The sequence below is a fragment of the Marivita sp. GX14005 genome (assembly GCF_023370775.1).
GTDB lineage: Bacteria > Pseudomonadota > Alphaproteobacteria > Rhodobacterales > Rhodobacteraceae > Marivita.
The window spans coordinates 860885-884573 of sequence record NZ_JAMCCQ010000001.1; the positions used below are offsets into that span (position 1 = coordinate 860885).

Sequence of the window (23689 nt, forward strand, 5' to 3'; positions counted from 1 at the left end):
CCCTTCGGTATCTCCGACTTGACGTCGGATGGGTCACGCTATCACCCTCTGCCCGGCCAATTGTCCTGAAATTGCCCAAACCGCGGGGAAGCTGAAACAAAGTTACCAGAATTATCAGGAAATTTGTTGAATTTGATCCGATCCGGGCATACCGGCCGAAATCAGTCTCTGACGGGCAACAGGACGCGCCCATTTGCGGTCAGGTGATATACCTTGCCGTTTTCGAACGCGGCCACGGTCAATTTGCGGCCGTGCCCCGCCCCGGTATCGAGGTTGATGCGGTTCACGTAGCGCTGCGGCTCGCTGACGGGCGTATGGCCATGCACGATGACGGCTCCATGATCCCGACGATCCTCATGGAACGGCTTTCTGATCCAGAGCAAATCCTGCGCGCTCTGCTCATCGAGAGGGATACCCGGCCGGATGCCGGCATGGGCGAAGAAATAGCCGTCTTGCCGATGGCTCAGCTTCAGCTCGCGCAGGAACGCCTTATGCGACTCCGGCACGGCCTCGTGAAGCCGCGCCGCCATTTCGCTCGCGCGGATACGCTCGGGCACGCTGAGCCCATAAGAGGCGACGGTTTCTATTCCGCCCACATCGGGGTGCAGCCAATGATAGCCGATCATCAAATGCGGATCGGCGCGCGGGCCTTCCGGGTCAAGATAGAGTTCGAAGAACCGGTCATGGTTGCCCTTGATAAAGACCCAATCGCGCCCCTCCGCCCGGCCCTGCACCAGCGTTTCGATCACGCCACGAACATCCGGCCCCCGATCGGAATAATCCCCGAGGAATACGACCCGCGCGTCGCGCCCTCCATCCGCCTCGATCCGGCACAGCGCCGCGTCGAGCATGTCCTTCTGGCCGTGGATATCGCCGATTGCGTAAAGACCCGTCATGCCGCAAGGCTCGCATCTCGGAGGAACTTGCGCAATCCGGAGCGGAACACCGCTCCGGAAAACGCCAGGGTCAGGCGACGTCGAATTGCAGCGGCTTGACCTGCTTGAACATGCCTGTCTCCTTGAGCTTGCTCACCACATTGGCCGGCACCGGCTCATCGACATACAAAAGCGCAATCGCCTCGCCCTTCTCCTCGGATCGGCCAAGCGTGAAGTTGGCGATGTTCACGCCGTTTTGCCCCATTGTCATGCCCAGCGTGCCGATGATGCCCGGCACATCCTCATTGGTGGTGTAGACCATGTGCGAGCCGATGGCGGCGTCGATATTGATGCCCTTGATCTGGATGAACCGAGGCTTCCCGTCGCTGAACACCGTCCCGGCGATCGACCGTTCGCGCGTATCGGTCACCACGGTCAGCTTGACATAGCCTTCGAACGCGCCGGACTGCGCCTGGTTGGTGGTCGAGATCTTGATGCCACGCTCCTTGGCGATCAGAGGGGCACTGACCATGTTCACATCCGGGTTGACCCGCTTCATGATCCCCGAGATCGCCGCGCAGTTCAGCGCCTCGAGGTTCATCTCCGACACCGAGCCATCGTAAAGGATGTTGATCGCCTTGATCGGCTCGTCCGTCATCTGCCCGATGAAGCTGCCGAGATGATCGGCCAGCTTGATCCACGGGCCCATGATCTTGGCTTCCTCGGCCGTCACCGACGGCATGTTGAGCGCGTTCTCGACCGCACCCGTCAGCAGGTAATTCGACATCTGCTCGGCCACCTGCAGCGCGACATTCTCTTGTGCCTCGCTCGTCGCTGCACCCAGATGCGGAGTGCAGACGACATTCGGAAGGCCGAAAAGCGGGTTGTCCTTCGCAGGCTCCTCGCTGAACACATCAAAGCCCGCACCGGCGACATGGCCCGACTTCAAGAGTTCGGCCAAGGCAGCCTCGTCCACAAGACCGCCGCGCGCGCAGTTGATGATCCGCACGCCCTTTTTCGTCTTGGCAAGGTTTTCGGCTGACAGGATGTTGCGCGTCTGATCGGTAAGCGGAACATGCAGCGTGATGAAATCGGCACGCGAGAGCAGATCGTCAAGTTCCACCTTCTCGACCTGCATCTGCGCGGCTTTCTCGGCGCCCAGATAGGGATCGAAAGCCAGCACCTTCATCTTGAGCCCGCGTGCACGGTCGCACACGATACCGCCGATATTGCCGGCCCCGATCACGCCGAGCGTCTTGCCGGTCAGCTCGACGCCCATGAATTTCGACTTCTCCCACATGCCCGCATGGGTAGAGGCGCTCGCCTCGGGGATCTGCCGCGCCACCGCGAACATCATCGCAATGGCGTGCTCGGCGGTGGTGATCATGTTGCCGAAAGGCGTATTCATCACGATCACGCCCTTCTTCGACGCGGCGTCCTTGTCGATATTGTCGGTGCCGATCCCAGCGCGGCCGATCACCTTGAGCTTGTCCGCCTTGGCAAGGATGGTCGGCGTCACCTTGGTGGCAGAGCGGATGGCGAGGCCGTCATACTGGCCGATCACCTCGGCCAGCTTTTCCTTGTCCTTGCCCAGATCGGGCTGGAAATCGACATCGATGCCGCGATCGCGGAAAATCTGCACGGCAGCGTCGGAGAGTTTGTCGGAAATGAGAACTTTGGGGGCCATTGGATAGGTCCTTTTCGTGGATGGCGCGCTCATCCGGGCTTGGGCCTGCCCTCGCGAGGCAAGCCGTCAAGGAATGATGAGCGCCGGTATGCGTATCAGGCAGCTTTCGCCAGCGCGTCGATCTCGGCGTGAAACGCCCAGTCGATCCACGGCAAGAGCGCTTCTATGTCAGAGGTCTCGACAGTGCCGCCGCACCAGATGCGCAGGCCCGCTGGCGCGTCGCGATAGGCGCCGATATCGAAGGCCACACCTTCCGTTTCAAGCCGCTTGGCCACGGCCTTTGCAAAGGCTGCCCCATCGGCGATGCGCTCATCGGTGAACTTGAGACATACCGAGGTGTTCGACCGCGTTGCCGGATCGTTTGCGAGATTGGCGATCCAGTCATTCGCATCGCAGAACGCCCAGACCGCGTGCGCGTTGGCATCCGCGCGCGCGATCAGACCTTTCAGCCCGCCGACCGATCGCGCCCAATCGAGCGCCTGCAAGTAATCCTCGACACATAGCATCGACGGCGTGTTGATCGTCGCACCTTCGAAAATGCCCTCGATCAGTTTGCCGCCCTTGGTCAGGCGGAAAATCTTGGGCAGCGGCCATGCGGGCGTATAGCTTTCCAGACGCTCTACCGCGCGGGGGCTCAGGATCAGCATGCCGTGCGCCGCCTCTCCGCCCAGCACCTTTTGCCAGGAGAAGGTTGCCACATCGAGCTTGTCCCAAGGTAAATCCTGCGCGAAGGCGGCGCTGGTTGCGTCGCAAATGGTCAAGCCGCCGCGATCCGCCGGGATCGCATCGCCCGAGGGAACGCGCACGCCCGAGGTTGTGCCGTTCCAGGTGAACACGACATCCGTGTCGTAGTCCAGCGCGGCCATATCCACGATCTCACCGTAATCAGCCGTTTTCACCTCGGCGTCGATCTTGAGCTGCTTGACCACATCCGTGACCCAGCCTGCGCCGAAGCTTTCCCAGGCCACCATCGTGGCCTTGCGCGCGCCCAGCAGCGACCACATCGCAATCTCGACCGCGCCCGTGTCGGACGCCGGCACGATCCCGATCCGGTAATCTTCCGGCACGCCCAGCAGGTCGCGTGTTTCTTCGATCGCGGCTTTCAGCTTGGCCTTGCCGACTGCAGCACGGTGCGACCGGCCCAAAGGCGCGTCGGCGAGGTTCTGCAATTGGAAAACGGGGGGTTTGGCGCACGGGCCAGAGGAAAAACGCGGATTGGCCGGCCGCGCTGCCGGTTGTGCAATAGCCATCAATGCTATCCTTCCAGATAAGCGCCCCTCGTTGGGGAGGGGTGTCCCACGGACCGGGATACGCGCGCTCCGGCCTTTGCGCAAGTCGCAAAAGCGATGGCAAACGACGTTTTCGAAAAGACCCTTCGCCCAAAGCACTTTTCAAGCGCCGCCGTCCGGCATAAGAGCGCAATAAAATTACTGCGAAGGACTGACGCATGTTCGTTGCCACGCTGATCGCCAAACCCGGCTCGCTCGATCCCGCGCTGGCCAACGCTTTGCGCAACGCTTGGGGCGGCGGCGATCTGGTCTGGCTGTCGCCTGACGAAGCTGCCGAGTTCGCGTTTGCGACCCTTCCGGACACCGCCGAAAGCGCGTGGCGCGACTTGCAGGCGCAGGGCGTCGATCTTGCGATCCAGCGCCTAGAAGGAAGACGCAAGAAGATGCTTCTGGCCGACATGGATAGCACCATGATCGAGCAGGAATGTATCGACGAGCTGGCCGAGGTTGCAGGCGTCGGGGCGCAGGTCAAACACATCACCGCCCGCGCGATGAATGGTGAGCTGGATTTCGAAGGCGCGCTGCTGGAGCGTGTCGGCCTGCTGCGCGATCTGCCGGAAGCGATGATCGACACGGTCTTGGCCGAGCGCATCACCTTCATGCCCGGCGGCGACGTCTTGCTGGCAACGATGAAGGCGAACGGCGCGCATACCGCGCTGGTCTCCGGCGGCTTCACCGCCTTCACCGCGCATGTCGCGCAGCGGCTCGGCTTCGATGAGAACCGCGCGAATACGCTGCTGATCGAGGCCGGCACGCTGACCGGCGATGTCGCCCGCCCGATTCTCGGACGCGACGCGAAGGTCGCGGCGCTGGGCGAGATCACCACACGGCTGGGGATCAGCGCTGACGATGTGATCGCCGTCGGCGATGGAGCCAACGATCTGGGCATGCTGCAACGCGCCGGCGCCGGTGTCGCGCTGCACGCGAAACCCAGCGTTCAGGCCGAGGCGAAGCTGCGCATCGATCACGGCGATCTTACCGCGCTGCTATACCTGCAAGGCTACAGCCGGGACGCGTTCGTCACGCCATAAGCCCCGGCGACGGCTTGATCTGGCCCGTCTCCAGCCCGTCCCAGTTGCGGATCGGCGGGTTGAGAAACGCGATCACGTCGGGATGCTCAGCGTCCAGCACATCGAGCCGGACCAGCAGCGCCGCAATCGCACATTCGGCAGCGCGCGTCGCGCCATCGGCGGCCTTGACGGCAATGCCCATCCCGCGCTTCGGCAGAATGGCGATGAAATACCCCTCCGCCCCCGTCTTGAGCGCCACCGGCTCTTTCGCCGCGCGCATCAAACGCGTGCAGGCACGCCCTTCTCCGGCGACGAGATGCGGGTGCGCATACATCGCTTCGGTCAGCCGCGCGGCGGCATTGCTCATGCTGTCCGACCGCTCGCCTGCCGTGGCAAACCACGCCATCGCGCGGGCCATTCCGTGCATCGTGGTGGCAAAATTCGGGGCGGAGCAGCCGTCGATGCCGAAGCCGGGGCTTTCCCTTCCCGTCACCGTTTCGAACGCATCGAGGCAGTCGCGCTGCACCGGATGGTCGGGATCCACGTAGTCCGGCCCGGCGCCGAGATGCTGCGCCAGCGTCAGGAACCCGGCATGTTTGCCCGAACAGTTGTTGTGCACCCGACACGGGCTTTCATAGGCGCGAATCATCGCCAGCTTCAGCTCCGTGTCCCGGCTCACCTGCGGACCGCACAGGAGCGCATCGTCGTCCAGGCCCAGATCGGCCAGCCAGCGGTTCACCCGGTCCACATGCTCCGGCGCGCCCTGATGCGACGCGCAGGCCAGCGCGAGTTGCTCCACCGACAACCCGCGCGCATCCGCCGCGCCAGAGGTGATTAGCGGCAAGGCCTGGATCATCTTGGCCGAGCTGCGCGGCAGCACCACCGCATCGGGATCCCCCCACGCGGCGACGATATCGCCGGAACCGTCGCAAATAACGGCATGGCCGTGATGCACGCTTTCCATGAACGGCCCGCGCCAAATCTCTGTCAAAACGGCGGCTTCTGTCATCGCTGACGCTCCCTCACAAATGGGCGAATTTCTGCCAATCGGGCTTTAATCGCGCAGGTATTTCAGTCTAGTCTCGCGACGTCGAGACGAAAGTTGCAGCGGCATAAATAGACAACACCCCCGATCTGCGACATATCATTTTACCTAGGGCAATGGACGGTCTGGAGGCTGGACGCATGAAATCATGGATTGGCGGAGCGATCATCGGCGCGGTGGCGCTGGTATCGGCCAGTGCATCTGTGGCGCAGGAAACGAGCAGCAATCGCGTGAACGCGATCACGGACTGGAGCGTGTTCGAGGGCACCGATCCGCGTGAATGCTGGGCTGTCACGACTTACAAGGAAAGCGTGAATACCAAGGATGGCCGCGTCGTCGCCGTGACGCGCGGGGAAATCCTGCTTATGGTGTTCTACCGCCCGGGGGCAGAAGTGCAGGGTCAGCTTGCCTTCACCGGCGGCTATCCGTTCGCGCCCGGCTCGACGGTCAATGTCAACATCAGCGGCAACGAATTCGAGTTGTTCACCGAGGGCGAATGGGCCTGGCCGGCAACGCCGCAGGACGATTCCAAGATCGTCACCGCGATGAAGCGCGGCGCGAACGCGATCGTTACCGCACGTTCGGCGCGCGGCACGACGACCAAAGACACGTTCTCGCTTTTGGGGTTCACGGCGGCAGTCGAGGATGCGGAGAAGCGCTGCTCCTCGTAAGCGTCGCGGTATTGCGAAACGAACCGCCGCCTGTCCCAGCGCGGCGGTTTTGCTTTTGGCTGCGAATCCTATATGTGAGCCATCTTCTTTCGAAAAGGCACAGCCCATGACCGGCTCCGCTCCGATCACTCAAGACGTTCTGACCATTCCGCGCAAGGCGCCGGAGGGGGGCAAGGCGAATATCGTCGGCCTCACGCGCCCCGCGCTGCGCGACGCTTTGATCGCGATGGGAACGCCCGAAAAACAGGCCAAGATGCGCGTGAACCAGATCTGGCAGTGGGTCTACCAATGGGGCGTGCGCGATTTTCATGCGATGACCAATCTTGCCAAGGGCTATCGCGCCCAGCTTGGCGAAGTGTTCGAGATTGCGGTGCCCAAGATGGTCTCGAAGAATGTCTCTGCCGATGGTACGCGGAAATACCTCGTTCGCATCGCCGGCGGGCACGAGGTCGAGGTCGTCTATATCCCCGAGACCGATCGCGGCACGCTTTGCATCTCGTCCCAGGTCGGCTGCACGCTGACCTGTTCTTTCTGTCACACCGGCACGCAGAAACTTGTCCGCAACCTGACCGCCGGGGAAATCATCGGCCAGGTCATGTTGGCGCGTGACGATCTGGGCGAATGGCCCGAACCGGGTGTCGGCACCGGCGAAAACGGCCCGCGCCTTTTGTCGAATATCGTGCTGATGGGAATGGGCGAGCCGCTTTACAATTTCGACAACGTGCGCGACGCGATGAAGATCGCGATGGACGGCGAAGGCATTGCCCTGTCGCGCCGCCGCATCACGCTCAGCACGTCGGGCGTCGTGCCCGAAATTGCCAAGACGGCCGAGGAGATCGGTTGCCTGTTGGCAGTGTCCTTCCACGCCACTACCGATGAGGTGCGCGACAGACTGGTGCCGATCAACAAGCGCTGGAACATCGAAACGCTGCTCGACGCGCTGCGCGAGTATCCAAAGAAATCCAATTCCGAACGCATCACCTTCGAATATGTGATGCTCAAGGATGTGAACGATTCAGACGAGGACGCGCGCCGTCTCGTCAACCTGATCAAGGGTATCCCCGCCAAAATCAACCTGATCCCGTTCAACGAATGGCCCGGCGCGCCCTATCAACGCTCCGACTGGGCGCGGATCGAAGCCTTCGCCGATATCATCTACAAGGCCGGCTACGCCTCCCCCATCCGTACCCCGCGCGGCGAAGACATCATGGCCGCCTGCGGCCAGTTGAAATCCGCCACCGAACGCGCCCGCAAATCCCGCGCTCAGATCGCAGCGGAAACAGGTATCGGCTAAACGAAGGCGTCTCGCTTGAACCGCACATGCGCGTCCGGTCCCCTTGGGTCTAGTTCGAAAAGCGTGTCGCGTTTTGAAAAATAGGCCCGCCAATTCTTGTCTGGCGTCTTGCTGATCGACGTACCATGCAGCCGCCGCATCACGGGATTGAGGTCCGCCACCCGCATTCCTCGGCCTTCGGTGCTATGCGCGGCAATCACGGACTTGATCTTGTGATCAAGGTCCGACGCCGGCAAACGCGCGATTTTCCGACTGGGCATGTCCCCCAACAGCTGAAATTCTGAACAGGCCCGCCGCAAAGAAGGCGTCGTTTTCTCCTCTCCCATCCCGATAACTTGCACATTGCGTGCACGGATGAACCGCGCAAGGTGCTGAAAATCCGCATCAGAGCTGCACAAACAGACAGTGTCCACAGTTTGTGAAAGCACATGATCGACCGCCTCAATCGCCAGCAGAACATCGGTCGCGTTTTTTCCGCTTCCAGAATAGACAAACTGAAAAGATGTCGCGTCTTTCCAACACGCGAGTGCAGTCTCATTGCCATACACACGTGCAACAGTCGCAAGGCCGAAGGACGAGGCACATCGCAAAATCTGTCCTGCAAACTTTGCTGAAAGGTTGTCCCCGTCCACAAAAACAGCCGTTGATTTCGACATATCAAGACGTTCCTCATTGCCCGACGATAATGTCCAACATCAATTCGGCGACAATTTGACCGTCAAATAACAATGTGCCGTTTATCTGGCTCTTTCTGTTTCAACCGGATGGGGCGCGAAACGCACCTCGGCAGGAATCTCTCGCCCCCCTTGTCCCTCTGGTGACTGGAACCCTTATGTGAGGCTGGAACCAGAAGGACCAGTCCCATGACCACGTTTCGTTTCACCGTCGATATCCTCAGCTGCGCAGGCTGCGCGGGCCGTGCCGAGCGTGCGTTACACGGCGTAAACGGCGTCTTTGAAGATCCGGTCAACATCGCCAATCACACTGCGCTGGTTGAGCGTCTCGAAAAGAGTCTGATTGTTTTTGTCGGGAATAGCTGCTAGACAGTCATCATTCGTTTCGAATGTGGTGATGCCATGCATTTCTCTCCTGATTCGCTCGAAAACGCGCCACTGCGGTCGGCCGAACGCCGGTTTATCCGAATGCTACGCGCTTGGCCGACAGGACCGGATGCGCAGGTCGCGGTCTGGAACGATCTTTGCGTTGCCATCGGCCATCCCCGCGCCCGCGCTTGCCTTCAGGCTTTCGAACAGATGTTGAGCCTTCTCAAGGCGCATGGCTGGCACGCTCCCTTGATCCTCGCCCCTGACGCCCGAGGCTATTCGGAGGATGAACTCTCTCTCGCCCGCTTCGTCCTCGCCGCCGCCGAACAGCGCCGCGAAGTCGCGCTGGCCGAAGCAAGCTTTCTTGTATCGCCGCAAGTCCTTCTTCCCTTCCTCTGCGCTGCATCCCGCGTCGGTCTGCCGCTTATGTCGGCGAAGCGCGCCCACACATCCCGGGCACAATCGCAGGAATGCGCACCGCTTGCGGTGACTCTGCATTGAAAGACGTCAAACCCGCCCCCTTGACCTTCCAGTGACAGGAACCCTTATCTGAACTCTGACCACGATTCCAAAGGTGTGCAGATGACCGATCAGACGTTCCGTTTTGCAGTGACAAACCTAAGCTGCGCCGGATGCGCAGGGCGGGCGGAGCGGGCGCTGGCCGATACGCCCGGTGTGCGGCAGGCAAGTGTGAACATCGCCAACAAAATGGCGCAGGTCACCGGAACCGCTGATAGCGCGAACCTCCGAGACGCGCTTGCGCGGGCCGGTTACCCGGCAGCGGAAAGCGTGCATCGCCTCTCCATCACCGGCATGAGTTGCGCATCTTGCACAGGCCGCGTCGAACGCGCCTTGCAGGAGGTTCCCGGTGTGCTTTCTGCGCATGTGAATCTGGCCACCGAAACCGCTGAGGTGCGCGTTCTCGATGGCGCGGTCGATGTCGGTGAGCTTGCGAAGACCGTCACCGAAACGGGTTACCCGGCCACCCCGATGGGAGAGGACACGCCGGTCGAACCGGCCAGCGAAACCGCCCCTCTCAAACGCGACACGCTGATTGCGGGCGCGCTGACGCTTCCGGTGTTCATCACCGAAATGGGCGGGCATATCTTCCCACCGCTGCATCACGCAATCATGGATAGCATAGGGATACAGACCTTCTGGGTTCTGCAATTCCTGCTGATCACGCTGGTTTTGGCATGGCCCGGACGCCGCTTCTTCCGCATCGGCCTGCCGCTACTGGTCAAGGGCAGCCCCGACATGAACAGCCTCGTCGCGCTCGGCACCTTGGCGGCTTGGGGCTATTCGACCATCGCCACCTTCGCGCCCGGTCTTTTGCCCGAAGGCACCCGCGCCGTCTATTTCGAAGCGGCGGGCGTGATCGTGACGCTGATCCTTGCCGGCCGCTGGATGGAGGCGCGCGCGAAAGGTCGTACCGGCGCTGCCATCAAGCGCCTGATCGGTCTGCGCCCCGACAGGGTGCGCGTCGAGCGCGACGGCGTCTTCACCGAAATTCCGCTATCCGAGGTCGAGACGGGCGATATCGTCGAAGCCCGCCCCGGCGCGCGCATCGCCGTCGATGGCGTCGTGCTGACCGGCCAATCCTTTGTCGATGAGGCAATGATCACCGGCGAGCCTGCGCCGGTCGCCAAATCCGAAGGCAGCGAAGTGACCGGCGGTACGATCAACGGACAAAGCCCGCTGACCTACAGGGCCACCGCCGTCGGCTCCGACACCGTTCTGGCGCGGATCATCGACATGGTGCAAACGGCGCAAGGCGCGAAGCTGCCCATTCAGGCGCTGGCCGACAAGGTCGTGCGTGTCTTCGTGCCGGTGGTTCTGGCCATTGCTGCGGTGACGGTCGCGGTATGGCTTGCCGTCGGGCCCGATCCGGCGCTCAGTCACGCGCTTGTCGCTGGCGTGGCCGTGCTCATCATCGCCTGCCCTTGCGCGATGGGGCTTGCTACGCCCACCTCGATCATGGTCGGCACGGGCCGCGCGGCTGAAATGGGCGTGCTCTTTCGCAAGGGCGATGCGCTGCAACGTCTGGACAGCGCGGCCGTCATCGCCTTCGACAAGACCGGCACCCTGACCGAAGGCCGCCCGAGCCTTGTGGATCAGTTCACAGCGGGCGGGATTGGCCCGGAGGACGCACTGCGCCTGACTGCGGCGGTCGAGCAATCCTCCGATCATCCCATTGCACAAGCGATCATGGTGGCGAACACCGCGCCGCTCCCCGCGCCGGAGAGCAGCGAAACGATTCCCGGCTACGGTCTGCGCGCGAACGTCGACGGCAAGACGCTGCTCGTCGGCTCCCCGCGCCTGCTGACGGAACACGGGGTCGATGCAACCCCGATACAGAACGCGATCGACCGTTTTTCGGACAAGGGGCATTCGCTCGTTTGCCTGTCCATCGATGGGGAGGCGGCTGCGGTCTTTGCCGTTGCCGACCAGATCAAGCCCGGCGCCAAAGCCGCCGTCGACGCGCTGCACGAACAAGGCCTGAAGGTCGCGATGGTGTCGGGCGACAGCCCCGCCGCCGCGCATGCCATCGCAGGCAGGCTCGGAATCGATCACGTCACCGCAGGCGTGTTGCCCGATGGCAAGGTCGATGCGGTGAAGGCGCTGCGCGACGCGTTCGGCCCGGTCGCCTTTGTCGGCGACGGGATCAATGACGCGCCCGCGCTGGCGGAGGCCGAGATCGGCCTGGCCATCGGCACCGGCACCGATGTCGCCATCGAGGCGGCGGATATCGTCCTGTCCTCGGGCCGCGTTGCCGGCGTGGTGAACGCGGTGGAAATCTCCAACCGGACGATGCGCAACATCCGGCAAAACCTCTTCTGGGCCTTCGCCTACAACACCGCGCTCATCCCGGTGGCCGCCGGCGTGCTTTCTCCGGCTTTCGGCGTGCAACTGTCGCCGATGCTGGGCGCCGGCGCGATGGCGCTGTCGTCGGTGTTCGTTCTGTCCAATGCCCTGCGCCTGCGCCGCGTCGCCCCGGCGCAGGCCGACGCGCCCGAACCTGCTTTTCGGGAGGCACATGCATGAACATTTCCGATGTCGCCAAACGCGCCGGGCTGCCGGCCAAGACAATCCGCTATTACGAAGAGATCGGCCTCGTCAAACCGCCGCGCGACACCAACGGTTACCGCGCCTTCCGCGAGAGCGATGTTCACAAGCTCGCTTTCCTGAGTCGCGCCCGCGCGCTTGGTTTCACGATCGAGGACTGCCGCACCCTCCTGACGCTTTACGAGGACAAGACCCGCGCCAGCGCCGATGTGAAGGAGCTTGCCAGCGCCCATCTGCACAAGATCGAGGACAAGATCGCCCAGCTTCAATCCATGCGCGATACGCTGTCGGAGCTCGTTCAGAGCTGCGCCGGGGACGACCGTCCGGATTGTCCGATCCTGAAGGATCTCGCAGCGCGCGGCAGCCCGGCTTGAAGCCGCACGCGGATTGTGCGACCTCTCGGACGGCGAGGACGACCTCCCCATACCGGTAGTTTCGTCGGGACGGCCCGACCCTTGTCGCGAGGTCGCCATGCGCTCTCCACTCGATCGTTTGCGTCATGCCATCAGCTTCGAGCTTTTGGCGCTTCTGATCGTCATTCCGCTGGGCGCGCTGGTTTTCGACAAGCCGATGCAGGATATCGGCATCGTCACCGTCATCAGCGCGACAATCGCGACGCTCTACAACATGGCGTATAATTTCGTCTTCGATCTCGCCCTGCGCCGCGCGACCGGATCGACCCTCAAGACCCCGCTTCTGCGCGTGGCCCACGCCGTGCTGTTCGAAATCGGCCTGCTCGGCCTGCTGCTGCCGGTTTTTGCGTGGTATTTGCAGATCTCGCTCTGGCAGGCCTTCGTGATGGATGTCTCCTTCGCGGCCTTCTACGTCGTCTACGCGTTTTGCTTCAATTGGGCCTACGATCTGCTCTTTCCCTTGCCCGAATGGTCCGAGCGCCGCGCGGCGACAGAGGATCGGGCATGAGCGAGCCGTCCATGCTCGACAGCCGGTATTCGTGGCTGCGCCTCGGCATCACGCTTTTGATCGCGGTGATGGGAAATGTCGGCATGTGGGCGATCATCGTCGTTCTGCCCGAAGTGCAATCCGAATTCGGTGCGGGGCGGGGCGAAGTGTCCTTGGCCTACACGCTCACGATGGTCGGGTTCGCGCTCGGCAATTTCTTCGTCGGGCGGGCGGTGGACCGGTTCGGCGTCGCCAAGGCGCTCATTGCCTGCGCGCTGACGCTGACCACCTGTTATATCCTCGCCGCGCTCAGCCCGTCGCTGCTGATCCTGTCGGCGCTGCAACTCGTCATAGGTTTCGCCACCGCCTGCAGCTTCGGGCCGCTGATCGCGGATGTCTCGCAATGGTTCCTCAAACGGCGCGGTATCGCCGTGGCGATCACCGCTTCGGGCAATTACCTGTCCGGCGCGATCTGGCCACTGCTCCTCGGCAGTCTCGGCGGCGGGGAAAGCTGGCGCTGGAGCTATACGGCGCTCGGTATCCTCACACTGGTCATCGTGCCACCGCTGGCCTTGATGCTGCGCCGGCGCGTTCCGCTCGAAGCGATTGCCGCCGCCGACACGCAATCAGCCAGCCGCACCCGCGCGACCGGCTTCACCCCGCGCCAGTTACAATGGATGCTTGGCGCGGCCGGGATCGCCTGCTGCGTCGCCATGTCGATGCCGCAGGTGCATATCGTGGCGCTTTGCGTCGATTACGGCTTCGGCGCGGCGGTGGGGGCGGAGATGCTGTCACTGATGCTGATGGGCGGCGTCGTCTCGCGGCTCGTCTCGGGCACGCTGGCTGACCGGATCGGCGGCATCCCGACGCTGCTCATCGGATCGAGCCTGCAGGCCATCGCGCTCTTTCTCTACCTTCCGGCAGGCGGTCTCGTCTCGCTTTACACCGTCAGCCTGATCTTCGGGCTGAGCCAAAGCGGCATCGTGCCAAGCTATGCCGTCATCGTGCGCGAATACATGCCCAGCCGCGAAGCGGGCGCGCGGGTCGGGTTCGTCCTGATGATGACGATCACCGGAATGGCGGTCGGCGGCTGGCTGTCGGGGGTGATCTACGACGTCACCGGATCCTATCAATGGGCCTTCGTCAACGGCATCGTCTGGAACGGGCTGAACATCGCGATCATGATCGTCATCCTGATGCGCAGCCAGGGGCCGCGCAAGCTGCGGACAGCGGCAGCCTAGATGATCTCGTCCTCGTCGAACAAAGGCGCCTCTTCGAGCTGCGTTGCCAGATCGCCGACAGCGGCCTCCGCCAGATCGGCCGATTTGACCGCAGCGATGTGAAACAGCGCGTCGCCCTCATGCACCACCGGCATGACGGCACGACCGACGATGATCCCGCCCTGCCGCGCCGTGACCTCGATCTCGCCATCCCCGAACGGATCCGAGATGGCCGCGATCACGTCACCTTCATCCACCACATCGCCCTCGGCCCGGAACATCCGCAATAGCCCGCCCGCCGGGGCACGGGTCCAATTGCTGTCGGAACAGAGCAAAGGCTTGGCGCGCGGCTTGGCGATGCCGGCGGCCGGTAACATGCCGACCTGATGCAGCACGCGCAAAATCCCCGCGACCCCGGCGCGCACCGACATTTCGTCGAATCGCATTCCTTCACCAGCCTCGTAGAGCAGAACCTCAACGCCCCGCGCCTTGGCTTCCTGCCGCAAACTGCCCTCGCGTAGCGCGCTGGTCAGGATCACCGGCGCGCCGAAGGCCAGGGCAAGTTTCATCGTCACGGGATTGTTCGCCGACACCCGGATCTGCGGCAGGTTCATCCGGTGCACCGCCGCCGAATGAAGATCGATCCCAAGCGAGCAGCGACCGACGATCTCGGACATGAAGAGATGCGCCAGCCGGGAGGCCAGAGATCCGTTGCTGGACCCGGGAAAGCTTCGGTTCAGATCGCGACGGTCGGGCAGGTAGCGCGAATGGTTCAGGAACCCGAACGTGTTGACGATCGGCACCACGATCAGTGTGCCGCGCACCGATTTGAGGTTCCGCGCACGCAGCAGACGCCGCACGATCTCGACCCCGATCACCTCGTCGCCGTGGATCCCCGCGCTGACGAACACGGTCGGCCCGTCATTGCGCCCGTGGATCACATGCGCCGACAGCGTGACCGGCGTGTGATCCGACAGGGTGCTGACCGGAAGATCGACCGTCCGGCGGCTCCCCGCCTCAACGGTATGGCCGCCGATCTCGAACGCCGCGCGCTTGATCATCCGCTTCCCTTGGTCTTGGTCGCATGCGGCTTGGCGGTTTTCTCGATATGCTCGATGATCTTCGACGCGATATCGAGGCCGGTGGCTTTCTCCACCCCCTCGATACCGGGCGAGGAGTTGACCTCCATCACCACCGGCCCGTGGTTGGAGCGCAGCATATCCACGCCGCAGACATTCAGCCCCATCACCTTGGCCGATCTCACCGCGGTCGAGCGCTCCTCCGGCGACAGCTTGATGATCTGCGCTGACCCGCCGCGATGCAGGTTGGAACGGAACTCCCCCGCCGCGCCGGTTCGCTTCATCGCGGCGACAACCTTGCCGCCCACCACGATAGCGCGGATATCGGTGCCCCCAGCTTCCTTGATGAACTCCTGAAGCAGGATATTCACGCCCGCCCCGCGAAACGCCTCGAACACCGATTTGGCGGACCGGTTGGTATCTGCCAGAACCACACCGATACCTTGCGTGCCCTCCAGCAGCTTGATGACCACGGGCGCGCCGCCGGCAAGCTCCAGCACCTCCTCGGTCTGCTTGGGATCATGTGCGAAGGTCGTCACCGGCAGCCCGATCCCCGCCCGCGCCAAAAGCTGCATGGAGCGCAGCTTGTCGCGTGAGCGACCGATGGCCACGCTTTCGTTGAGCGGGTAGACCCCCTGCATCTCAAATTGCCGAAGCACCGCGAGCCCATAGAACGTGACCGACGCGCCGATGCGCGGAATCACAGCGTCGAACCCTTCCAGCTTTTCGCCATTGTAGAAAATCTCAGGCCTCCGCGACGCGATGTTCATGTAACAGCGCAGCGTGTTGACGATCTGCAACTCGTGCCCACGCGCCTCCGCCGCCTCCTTCAGACGTTTGTGCGAATAAAGGTTGGGATTTCTGGCAAGCATCGCGATCTTCATGGTTTCGGTCCTCCGAAATGGGGTTTGCTGCTCACGAGGTAGGATCGGCCCGGATGGACAACGATATCCCGTCGCCGCAGCGCGCGACGGCCCAGAATGAGAGGGAAGCGCATCGTGCCTCGGTCGGTCAATGAAATGTCGATCTTCCATTTCCTCCCGGCCAGCACCATCGGCGTGCGAATGACGATCCGCGATTCCGGCATGCCGCTGGTGTTGGTGATATCACGCTCGGTATGCACCGGAAACTCGCATCTCTTGCGCGGCAGGCCGGGAATGTCGGGCGCGAGGAACCGCACCCACGTCTCGTCGCCTTGCTCGAAGGTCTCGATCTCGTCGGCGTGAAGCGCCGTCGTCTTGGCGCCGGTATCCACCTTCACGGCAAAATCCTTGAGCGCAAGCTCGGGAAGGCTGATACATTCATGCCAGCCGATCACCGTCAGCTTATCGATATCCAAAGGGTCAGATTTCGCCATTCGCCACGTTCCTCATGATATCAACGCCCGTTCCGGCGCCATGGGTCCGAAGCGTTTTGCGCATTTACTGACAAAACGCGCCCGCGCAAGTCTTTTCGCTCAGACCAGAACGTCCTGCGCAACCTGCGCGCCAACGTCGAAAACGCGCTTGTAGCGCGCGATCTGGGCATCGGGCCCCATCGCCTTGCGCGGATTGTCCGAAAGCTTGACCGTCGGACGGCCATTCGCCTCCACCGCCTTGCAGACAAGGCTGAACGGCGCGAGTCGGTCATCCGGCGTCAACCCGCGAAAATCATTGGTCAGCAGCGTGCCCCAGCCGAAAGACACCCGAACGCGGCCGCCGAATTGTGCCTGCAATTCGAGGATCTTGTTCACGTCCAGCCCATCCGAGAAGATCACCAGCTTGCGCCTCGGATCCTCTCCGCGTTCCTTCCACCAGCGGATCGCCGTTTCGGCCCCCTGCGCGGGATCACCGGAATCGATGCGAATGCCGGTCCAGCCGGCGAGCCAATCGGGCGCATCGCGCAGGAACCCTTCGGTTCCATAGGTGTCGGGCAGGATCACCCGCAAATTGCCGTCATGTTCCTCGTGCCAATCGGCCAGCACGTCATAGGGCGCCTGTTTGAGCGCCACATCATCCTCGGCCAGCGCAGCATAGACCATAGGCAATTCATGCGCGTTCGTACCGATCGCCTCCAGATCGCGATGCTTTGCAATCAGACAGTTCGACGTGCCGACGAAACTCTCGCCAAGCCCCTCGACCATGGCTTGAACGCACCAATCCTGCCAAAGAAACGAATGGCGGCGCCGCGTGCCGAAATCGGCGATCCGCAACTCCGGCACCTCGCGCAGCCGTTCGATCTTTTCCCAGAGTTTCGTCATCGCGCGGGCGTAAAGCACCTGAAGCTCGAACCGGCCCATATCGTTCAGAACCGCCCGCCCGCGCAGCTCCATGAGCACGGCCAGCGCCGGGATCTCCCACAGCATCACCTCCGGCCACTTCCCTTCGAAGGTCAGCTCATACTGATCGCCCACCCGTTCGAGGTGATAGGCCGGAAGGCGCAGGGTCTCGAACCACTCCATGAAATCGGGGCGAAACATCTGCCGCTTGCCGTAGAACGTATTGCCGCGCAGCCACGTGCTTTCGTTGCGCCGCAGCGACAGCGACCGGATGTGATCGAGCTGTTCGCGCAGCTCGCCCTCGTCGATCAGCTTGGCCAGCGGCACATCGTCCGACCGGTTGATCAGGCTGAACGTGACCTGCGTGTCGCGCTTGTTGCGGAACACCGACTGGCACATCAGAAGCTTGTAGAAATCGGTATCGATGAGCGACCGCACGATGGGGTCGATCTTCCATTTGTGGTTCCAGACGCGAGTGGCGATATCGACCATGACAGGCTCCGACAGGGGCGTGCCGCTTTAGACCAAGCGGAGCGCGGCTTGTCCAGCGTCAGCGCGCTGCCAGATGCCGGGCCTTCTGTTCGAGCCGCAACCTTTCGCAGCTTTGCTCGTCGATGCCGATCAGCGCCGCGATCTCGCGCAAAAGCGCCGTCTGCTCGGGATCGCGCGTGCCATCCGCGTAAACCACGTCCCAAAGCGCGCGAACCGTCCGTTCGCGCTTTTCGGCATTGATGTTCCGCATCAGGATTTCCGTCAGATCCTCGTTTCTCGGAAGCTCCTGCTCCAGCACCTCGCATTGCGCGCGCATCTTCGCCGCCTCGACAGGACCGAGATCGTAAAGCTTGCCCAGAACGCGGTCGATCTCCTCGATCTCCTGGAAAAGATAGGTATTGTCCACCATCGCGGTGCGCACCATGAGCGCGCCCAGCGCGTATTTGGCATCGGCGGGCGGCAACTCGGTGCGCGGAACCGATGCGTCGAACAGGGCGAGGATACGGGAGAACATGAAACCGGCCTTTCTTTAGGAGACCTTTAGAGGAAACGGAACGGCCGTTCAGGCGAGCGAAACGCCGGCGTCCTGCATCTGCGCCTTGGCCGCTTCCAGCGATCCATCGAGATCGATGCCGCGGCACAAATCCATGCAGACCGTGACATCGAAGCCCAGTTTCGCTGCATCGATCGCCGAATAGGCGACGCAGAAGTCCGTCGCCAGCCCCGCCAGAAGAAGCGAGCTGATCTTGCGCGTGCGAAGATAGCCCTCAAGCCCGGTCGGCGTTGTATGGTCATTCTCGAAAAACGCCGAATAACTGTCGATCTCGCGGCGGAAGCCCTTGCGGATCACCATATCGGCGCGGTTCACGTCAAGCTCAGGATGAAACGCCGCGCCCTGCGATCCGATCACGCAATGATCGGGCCAAAGCACCTGCGGCCCGTATGGCATATCGATCATCTCGTAAGGCGCCTGCGCCTCGTGCTGCGAGGCGAAGGAACTGTGATCCGCCGGGTGCCAATCCTGCGTCAGGATCACCGCGTTGCTGCTCTTCATCAGCGCGTTGATCCCGGAAACGATGCTATCGCCCTCCGCAACGGCCAGCGCGCCGCCGGGGCAGAAATCGTTTTGCATGTCGATGACGATCAGCGCGGTCATGGGGCAGTCTCCTGTTGCTGTCTCTTGGTTAGGAACCCTGCTCGCAGCGGTCAAGGGTTGCGGCAATCTCGGGCCTTGCGGAATGGCCGGTCCGGGCATAATTCCGCGCTCATGTTTACTGTTTGCGCCCTTTACCACTTCACCCGTTTCGACGATCCCGCCGGCATGCGACAGCCTCTGCGCGATCTTTGCCTTGCGCAAAAGATCACCGGCACATTGCTGCTGGCACGCGAGGGGATCAACGGCACCGTTGCCGGGCCGGAGGCGGGCATTGACACTTTGTTAACTTATCTGCGCGGCCTTCCGGGCTGCGCCGATCTGGAGTGGAAACTCTCCACCGCCGCCGAGCGCCCCTTCGCGCGGATGAAGGTGCGGCTCAAGAAAGAGATCGTGACCATGGGCGTGCCGGATGTCGATCCGCTCGCAAAGGTGGGCCACTACGTCGAACCGAAGGACTGGAACGATCTGATCCTGAGCCCCGATGTCGCCGTGATCGACACGCGTAACGATTACGAGGTCGCCATCGGCACTTTCGAAGGCGCGGTCGATCCGGAAACCGACAGTTTCCGCGAATTTCCCGAATGGTGGAAACAGAACAAGGACCGCTTCCACAACAAGCGTATCGCCATGTTCTGCACCGGCGGTATCCGCTGCGAAAAATCGACGAACTACCTGCTGAGCCAAGGGGTCGAAGACGTCTATCACCTCAAGGGAGGCATCCTGAAATATCTGGAGGACGTGCCGCAGGAGGACAGCACCTGGAACGGCGAGTGTTTCGTCTTCGACGGGCGCGTGTCGGTCGGGCACGGGCTGGCCGAGGGGCCGCACCTGCTATGCCATGCTTGCCGCCGCCCGATCCTGCCGGAAGATCGCGAAAGGCCGGAATACGAGCACGGCGTCGCCTGTCATCTTTGCGCCGAAGAAACCTCCGAGGCCGACAAGACGCGCTTTCGCGAGCGCCAGAAGCAGATCCGCCTTGCCGAAGCGCGGGGCGAGCGGCACCTGCACGCCGATATCGTTGACGAAACGTAAATAGGGCCGAACCGGACCCGATGTTTCGCATGCGAAACATTGGGGCAGAACGCCTGACCTATCGCACGAGTGGCACGGTATCCTCGTTCCATCCATCGACCGAGCATTTCGCCCGGATGAAAAGCGCCTCCTCCGGCAGATCGGCGGCAAAAAGGCTGCGGGTAAAAGGTTGTTCCTCGACATGAGGGTGCAGCAACTCGCGTGTCGCGATCGCCTCGCCCTGCGCCGTTTCGATCCGCCAGCCATCGGCGTAGTGATCCCAGCCCGTGTCGGGATGCGACAGCGTGACAGCAACGCGGCCGCCATCATGGCTGGCCGCCTCGATCACCGGCGGATCGGCGAGGAGCGGGCTTGCGCTGAGCAGGGTGATGCTGATGAAGCGGCGCATGTCCGCAGCGTAACACGCGCCGCGCCTCTTTTGGGACGTTTTTTTCCCGGCAATGCCGTCAGAAGGGTTTGACCACCACCACCCAAAGGATCGCGATCACGCCGATCACGCTGATCTCGTTGAAGACGCGAAGATAGACATCGGATTCGGTGAACACGCCCTTGCGCCCCCGCAACACCATGCGCCCGGTCCAGATGTAATGGATCGTCAGCAACAGAACCAGACCCAGCTTGAGCCAGACCCATGCCGGCATGCCCCAGAGCCCGCCGAGCCAAAGCCCCGTGATGAGGGCGATCACGCCCAGACCGGCGGAAAACCGATAAAGCCGGACTGTCAGATCGCCCAAGGGGCCGAATTCACCGAGCCTTTCATGCTCGCGCTTCCAATAGATCATCGCTCGCGGCACGGCGAAGATGGAGGTCATCCAGCCCATCACGCACAGCAGATGTATGATCTTGATCCAGTCCATGTTTGTCTCGTGACCCCGGCGTGCGGGGAACGCAAGAGCCCGAACGCCATTTCTCTGAGAAACTTCTGGTTCTGAGCGCAGAATTGGTTATATAATCTTACCAATTCGGAGGAACCCCCCATGCAGATGCCAGAGCCCGATGCCAGCGTGATTTCCCGCAAGGCGCAGATCGTGGATCGCTTGAAAGCCGTCCTGCCGGAGGGCGCGGTGATTTTCGACGAACGCGAAACGCGCGCCTATGAATGCGATGCGCTGACAGCCTATAAATGCCCGCCGATGGCGGTCGTGCTACCGTCGACGACGCAGGAAGTATCGGAGGTTCTGAAAACCTGTCACGCGATGGGTGTGCCGGTCGTGCCGCGCGGGTCCGGCACGTCGCTGGCGGGCGGCGCTTTGCCTACCGCCGATTGCGTGCTGCTCGGTGTGGCGCGGATGGCCGATGTGATCGAGACCGATTACGAGAACCGCTGCATCCGCGTGCAGACCGGGCGCACCAATCTCAGCGTGACCGGCGCGATCGAGGAGGACGGGTTCTTCTACGCGCCCGACCCATCTAGCCAGCTGGCCTGCGCCATCGCAGGCAATATCGCGATGAATTCCGGCGGCGCGCATTGCCTGAAATACGGCGTGACGACGAACAATCTGCTGGGTGTCACGATGGTGAAGATGGACGGCACGGTGATCGAGCTTGGCGGCAAGCATATGGATGCCGGCGGCTACGATTTGCTTGGATTGATTTGCGGATCGGAAGGCCAGCTTGGCGTGGTGACCGAAGCGACCCTGCGCATCCTGCCGAAACCCGAAGGCGCGCGCCCGGTTCTGATGGGGTTCGACAGCAACGAGGTCGCGGGCGCCTGCGTCGCCGATATCATCCGTGCGGGCGTTTTGCCGGTTGCCATTGAATTCATGGACCGCCCTTGCATCGAGGCGACAGAGCGGTTCGCCAAAGCCGGCTATCCGATGTGCGAGGCGCTTTTGATCGTGGAGGTCGAAGGCAGCGCCGAGGAAATCGACGAGCAGCTTGCCGTCATTCTCGATATCGCGCGGCGGCATGATCCGGTGGAGCTGCGCGAGGCGAAGGATGCCGAGGAAGCCGCGCGGATCTGGCTCGGCCGCAAGTCGGCTTTCGGCGCGATGGGACAGATCAACGATTACATGTGTCTGGACGGGACGATCCCGGTGTCGGAGCTGCCCTATGTGCTGCGCCGGATCGGGGAGATGTCGAAGGACTACGGGCTCGATGTGGCCAATGTGTTCCATGCCGGCGACGGCAACATGCATCCGCTGATCCTTTTCGATGCGAACAAGGAAGGCGATCTGGAGCTTTGCGAGGCGTTCGGCGCGGATATCCTGCGGCTTTGCGTCGAGGTCGGCGGATGTCTGACGGGCGAGCACGGCGTCGGCATCGAGAAGCGCGATCTGATGGTAGATCAGTTCGATCCGGCGGATCTGGAGGCGCAGATGGCGGTGAAGGACGTGTTCGATCCAGAATGGCTTTTGAACCCGGCCAAGGTGTTCCCGCTGGCCGCGTCGGACGCCCGCCGCAGCATGGCGTTGGCGGCAGAGTGACGATTGGGGGCCAGCCCCCAAACCCCCGAGGTATTTGAGGCCCAAAGAAACCATGAGAGCAGAGACGGAAGCAGACCTGGCCGAACTGATCGCCGGGGCCGACGGGCCGCTATGCCTGCGCGGCGGCGGCACGCGGGGTGCCGAGGTGAATGGCGAGGTGGTGGAAACCGGCGGTCTGTCGGGGATCACGCTTTACGAACCGGGATCGCTGACGCTGGTTGCGCGCGCGGGCACGCCTTTGGCCGAAATCGAGGCGGCGCTTGAGGCGGAGGGGCAGAGGCTGCCGTTCGAGCCGATGGATCATCGCGATCTTCTCGGCACCAAGGGCGAGCCGACCATTGGCGGGGTTGTCGCGGCCAATGTCAGCGGGCCGCGCCGGGTCGCCGTGGGGGCGTGTCGCGATTTCATGCTAGGGGTGCGGTTCGTCGATGGGGCCGGTCAGGTGATCAAGAATGGCGGGCGCGTGATGAAGAACGTGACCGGCTATGATCTGGTGAAGCTGATGACCGGATCCTGGGGCACATTGGGGGTGCTGACAGAGGTCAGCCTGAAAGTGCTGCCGCGCCCGGAAACCGCGGCTTCGGTGGTGATCGAGGGGCTTGAGGACGGCGACGCCGTGGGCGCGATGGCGCGGGCGCTGGGATCGCCTTTCGAGGTTTCCGGCGCGGCGCATCTTCCGGGCGAGCTGCCGGTGACCATGTTGCGGATCGAGGGCTTTGCCGGATCGGTCGCCTATCGCGCGAAACGGGTTGCGGAGTTGTTTCCGGACATGGCGGTGCGGATAGAGGAGGATGGCGCGCGCGTTGCCGACATCTGGCGCGAGATACGCGATGTTGCGCCGTTCCATGGCGCGCCGGGGGACGTCTGGCGGGTGTCCTGCACGCCTTCGGACGCGCCGGAGCTTGCCGGGAGGATGCAGGCCGATGCGGTGTTCTATGACTGGGGCGGCGGGCTGATCTGGGTGCGGGTGCCGAAAGGGACCGACCTGCGGGCGCGTCTCGGAGCGTTCGACGGGCATGCAACGCTGGTGCGCGGCAGCGGCCAGCCGAAGTTTCAGCCGGAGACGCCGGAGATCGCCGCGTTGTCGAATGGATTGCGCGCGCGCTTCGATCCGAAGGGTATCCTGAACGCCGGGCTGATGGGGTAG

At 62.7% G+C, this 23689-nt stretch carries 25 protein-coding genes; 12 read left to right on the plus strand and 13 right to left on the minus strand.

Features of this window, described 5'->3' with window-relative positions:
* Nucleotides 1-161 precede the first annotated feature (161 nt).
* The 3 genes from M3465_RS04375 to M3465_RS04385 form a co-directional block, all read right to left on the minus strand.
* Nucleotides 162-896, minus strand: coding sequence for a metallophosphoesterase family protein (locus tag M3465_RS04375; RefSeq protein WP_249500476.1), 735 nt, complete (start codon nucleotides 894-896; stop codon nucleotides 162-164).
* 70 nt (nucleotides 897-966) lie between these two features.
* On the minus strand, nucleotides 967-2562 hold the full coding sequence (serA, locus tag M3465_RS04380; protein WP_249500477.1) for a phosphoglycerate dehydrogenase: 1596 nt from the start codon (nucleotides 2560-2562) through the stop codon (nucleotides 967-969).
* A 95-nt stretch (nucleotides 2563-2657) separates the two neighbouring features.
* Complete coding sequence (locus M3465_RS04385; protein WP_249500478.1) at nucleotides 2658-3812, minus strand: phosphoserine transaminase; 1155 nt, start codon at nucleotides 3810-3812, stop codon at nucleotides 2658-2660.
* Nucleotides 3813-4009: 197 nt separating this feature from the next.
* Between M3465_RS04385 and serB the strand changes: the two genes are divergently transcribed.
* A complete protein-coding gene (gene serB, locus M3465_RS04390) occupies nucleotides 4010-4882 on the plus strand; it encodes a phosphoserine phosphatase SerB (protein ID WP_249500479.1) in 873 nt (290 codons plus the stop codon).
* Here serB and M3465_RS04395 read toward each other — a convergent pair.
* Nucleotides 4872-5870: an asparaginase gene (locus M3465_RS04395; protein WP_249500480.1), complete on the minus strand. Its 999-nt coding sequence runs from the start codon at nucleotides 5868-5870 to the stop codon at nucleotides 4872-4874. The two genes, serB and M3465_RS04395, sit on opposite strands and share 11 nt — an antisense overlap.
* Before the next feature lie 176 nt (nucleotides 5871-6046).
* On the opposite strand from M3465_RS04395, the gene M3465_RS04400 reads away from it, so the two are divergent.
* Nucleotides 6047-6577 carry an invasion associated locus B family protein gene (locus tag M3465_RS04400; protein WP_249500481.1) on the plus strand — a complete coding sequence of 177 codons (531 nt, stop codon included), beginning with the start codon at nucleotides 6047-6049 and terminating at the stop codon, nucleotides 6575-6577.
* Between the two features lie 106 nt (nucleotides 6578-6683).
* Nucleotides 6684-7871, plus strand: a complete 1188-nt coding sequence (gene rlmN / locus M3465_RS04405) for a dual-specificity RNA methyltransferase RlmN (protein WP_249500482.1) — start codon at nucleotides 6684-6686, stop codon at nucleotides 7869-7871.
* Here the strand turns inward: rlmN and M3465_RS04410 are convergent.
* The gene (locus M3465_RS04410; protein WP_249500483.1) at nucleotides 7868-8527 is read right to left on the minus strand and encodes an NYN domain-containing protein; all 660 of its coding nucleotides are present in this window, start codon (nucleotides 8525-8527) and stop codon (nucleotides 7868-7870) included. The genes rlmN and M3465_RS04410 overlap by 4 nt on opposite strands.
* A 207-nt stretch (nucleotides 8528-8734) precedes the next feature.
* On the opposite strand from M3465_RS04410, the gene M3465_RS04415 reads away from it, so the two are divergent.
* From M3465_RS04415 to M3465_RS04440, 6 genes are all read left to right on the plus strand, one after another.
* A complete protein-coding gene (locus M3465_RS04415) occupies nucleotides 8735-8914 on the plus strand; it encodes a heavy-metal-associated domain-containing protein (RefSeq protein ID WP_249500484.1) in 180 nt (59 codons plus the stop codon).
* A gap of 99 nt (nucleotides 8915-9013) precedes the next feature.
* Nucleotides 9014-9415 carry a hypothetical protein gene (locus tag M3465_RS04420; protein WP_249500485.1) on the plus strand — a complete coding sequence of 134 codons (402 nt, stop codon included), beginning with the start codon at nucleotides 9014-9016 and terminating at the stop codon, nucleotides 9413-9415.
* 81 nt (nucleotides 9416-9496) lie between these two features.
* Nucleotides 9497-11959 (plus strand): heavy metal translocating P-type ATPase, encoded by a 2463-nt coding sequence (locus M3465_RS04425; protein WP_249500486.1) that lies wholly within the window; start codon nucleotides 9497-9499, stop codon nucleotides 11957-11959.
* Nucleotides 11956-12354, plus strand: a complete 399-nt coding sequence (cueR, locus tag M3465_RS04430) for a Cu(I)-responsive transcriptional regulator (RefSeq protein WP_249500487.1) — start codon at nucleotides 11956-11958, stop codon at nucleotides 12352-12354. Before M3465_RS04425 ends, cueR begins: the two co-directional genes overlap by 4 nt.
* Nucleotides 12355-12451: 97 nt before the next feature.
* Nucleotides 12452-12901 (plus strand): PACE efflux transporter, encoded by a 450-nt coding sequence (locus M3465_RS04435; RefSeq protein WP_249500488.1) that lies wholly within the window; start codon nucleotides 12452-12454, stop codon nucleotides 12899-12901.
* Entirely contained in the window at nucleotides 12898-14121 is a 1224-nt protein-coding gene (locus tag M3465_RS04440; protein ID WP_249500489.1) for an MFS transporter, read from the plus strand. Before M3465_RS04435 ends, M3465_RS04440 begins: the two co-directional genes overlap by 4 nt.
* Here the strand turns inward: M3465_RS04440 and M3465_RS04445 are convergent.
* The 6 genes from M3465_RS04445 to pncA all read right to left on the minus strand — a co-directional run bounded on the left by M3465_RS04445 (nucleotide 14118) and on the right by pncA (nucleotide 19084).
* Nucleotides 14118-15161: a succinylglutamate desuccinylase/aspartoacylase family protein gene (locus M3465_RS04445; protein WP_249500490.1), complete on the minus strand. Its 1044-nt coding sequence runs from the start codon at nucleotides 15159-15161 to the stop codon at nucleotides 14118-14120. The genes M3465_RS04440 and M3465_RS04445 overlap by 4 nt on opposite strands.
* Nucleotides 15158-16063, minus strand: a complete 906-nt coding sequence (gene rimK / locus M3465_RS04450; protein WP_249500491.1) for a 30S ribosomal protein S6--L-glutamate ligase — start codon at nucleotides 16061-16063, stop codon at nucleotides 15158-15160. Before rimK ends, M3465_RS04445 begins: the two co-directional genes overlap by 4 nt.
* The gene (locus M3465_RS04455) at nucleotides 16060-16536 is read right to left on the minus strand and encodes an ATP-dependent zinc protease family protein (protein WP_249500492.1); all 477 of its coding nucleotides are present in this window, start codon (nucleotides 16534-16536) and stop codon (nucleotides 16060-16062) included. The genes rimK and M3465_RS04455 overlap by 4 nt, the downstream gene beginning before the upstream one ends.
* Nucleotides 16537-16635: 99 nt before the next feature.
* Nucleotides 16636-17928, minus strand: coding sequence for a nicotinate phosphoribosyltransferase (gene pncB, locus M3465_RS04460; protein ID WP_249500493.1), 1293 nt, complete (start codon nucleotides 17926-17928; stop codon nucleotides 16636-16638).
* A 58-nt stretch (nucleotides 17929-17986) separates the two neighbouring features.
* On the minus strand, nucleotides 17987-18442 hold the full coding sequence (locus tag M3465_RS04465; protein ID WP_249500494.1) for a tellurite resistance TerB family protein: 456 nt from the start codon (nucleotides 18440-18442) through the stop codon (nucleotides 17987-17989).
* Between the two features lie 48 nt (nucleotides 18443-18490).
* Nucleotides 18491-19084: a bifunctional nicotinamidase/pyrazinamidase gene (pncA, locus tag M3465_RS04470; protein ID WP_249500495.1), complete on the minus strand. Its 594-nt coding sequence runs from the start codon at nucleotides 19082-19084 to the stop codon at nucleotides 18491-18493.
* Between the two features lie 111 nt (nucleotides 19085-19195).
* Between pncA and trhO the strand changes: the two genes are divergently transcribed.
* On the plus strand, nucleotides 19196-20116 hold the full coding sequence (trhO, locus tag M3465_RS04475) for an oxygen-dependent tRNA uridine(34) hydroxylase TrhO (RefSeq protein WP_249500496.1): 921 nt from the start codon (nucleotides 19196-19198) through the stop codon (nucleotides 20114-20116).
* A 58-nt stretch (nucleotides 20117-20174) separates the two neighbouring features.
* Here the strand turns inward: trhO and M3465_RS04480 are convergent, their stop codons facing one another.
* Both M3465_RS04480 and M3465_RS04485 read right to left on the minus strand, forming a co-directional pair.
* Nucleotides 20175-20504 carry a hypothetical protein gene (locus tag M3465_RS04480; RefSeq protein WP_249500497.1) on the minus strand — a complete coding sequence of 110 codons (330 nt, stop codon included), beginning with the start codon at nucleotides 20502-20504 and terminating at the stop codon, nucleotides 20175-20177.
* Between the two features lie 58 nt (nucleotides 20505-20562).
* Nucleotides 20563-20973, minus strand: a complete 411-nt coding sequence (locus M3465_RS04485) for a CopD family protein (RefSeq protein ID WP_249500498.1) — start codon at nucleotides 20971-20973, stop codon at nucleotides 20563-20565.
* 120 nt (nucleotides 20974-21093) lie between these two features.
* Between M3465_RS04485 and M3465_RS04490 the strand changes: the two genes are divergently transcribed.
* Together M3465_RS04490 and M3465_RS04495 are read left to right on the plus strand one after the other, a co-directional pair.
* On the plus strand, nucleotides 21094-22542 hold the full coding sequence (locus tag M3465_RS04490; RefSeq protein WP_249500499.1) for an FAD-linked oxidase C-terminal domain-containing protein: 1449 nt from the start codon (nucleotides 21094-21096) through the stop codon (nucleotides 22540-22542).
* Nucleotides 22543-22594: 52 nt separating this feature from the next.
* Nucleotides 22595-23689: an FAD-binding protein gene (locus M3465_RS04495; protein WP_249500500.1), complete on the plus strand. Its 1095-nt coding sequence runs from the start codon at nucleotides 22595-22597 to the stop codon at nucleotides 23687-23689.